The 264-nt window shown below is 64.0% G+C and carries 1 protein-coding gene; it reads left to right on the top strand.

What is annotated here, in order from left to right; all coding sequences use genetic code 11:
- Positions 1-264, top strand: a 264-nt coding sequence (locus SB772_RS42020; protein ID WP_410838776.1) for a response regulator, incomplete at both ends; no start/stop codon positions are given.

The raw sequence follows: 264 nt of genomic DNA, 5'->3' as shown, positions 1-264 counted from the left end.
CGCGATGGCCGCGATATTTGCCGCGATCTGCGCACGTACAGCGATGTGCCGATCATCATGGTGACGGCGCAGGTGGAGGAGGTCGATCGCCTGATCGGCCTCGAACTCGGCGCCGACGACTACATCTGCAAGCCGTTCAGTCTGCTCGAACTGGTTGCGCGCGCGAAGGCGATTATGCGCCGCTCGCGCTTCGACCGTTTTCCCGAAAGCGTGCCGCTGCACCTCGACGAAGAGCGGTTCGTGGCGACGTTTCGCGGCGTGGAG

The organism is Paraburkholderia sp. SIMBA_030 (assembly GCF_046535245.1).
Taxonomy (GTDB): domain Bacteria; phylum Pseudomonadota; class Gammaproteobacteria; order Burkholderiales; family Burkholderiaceae; genus Paraburkholderia.
The sequence above is the reverse complement of the archived record's forward strand: the minus strand, read 5'-3'. Positions and strand labels throughout refer to the sequence as shown.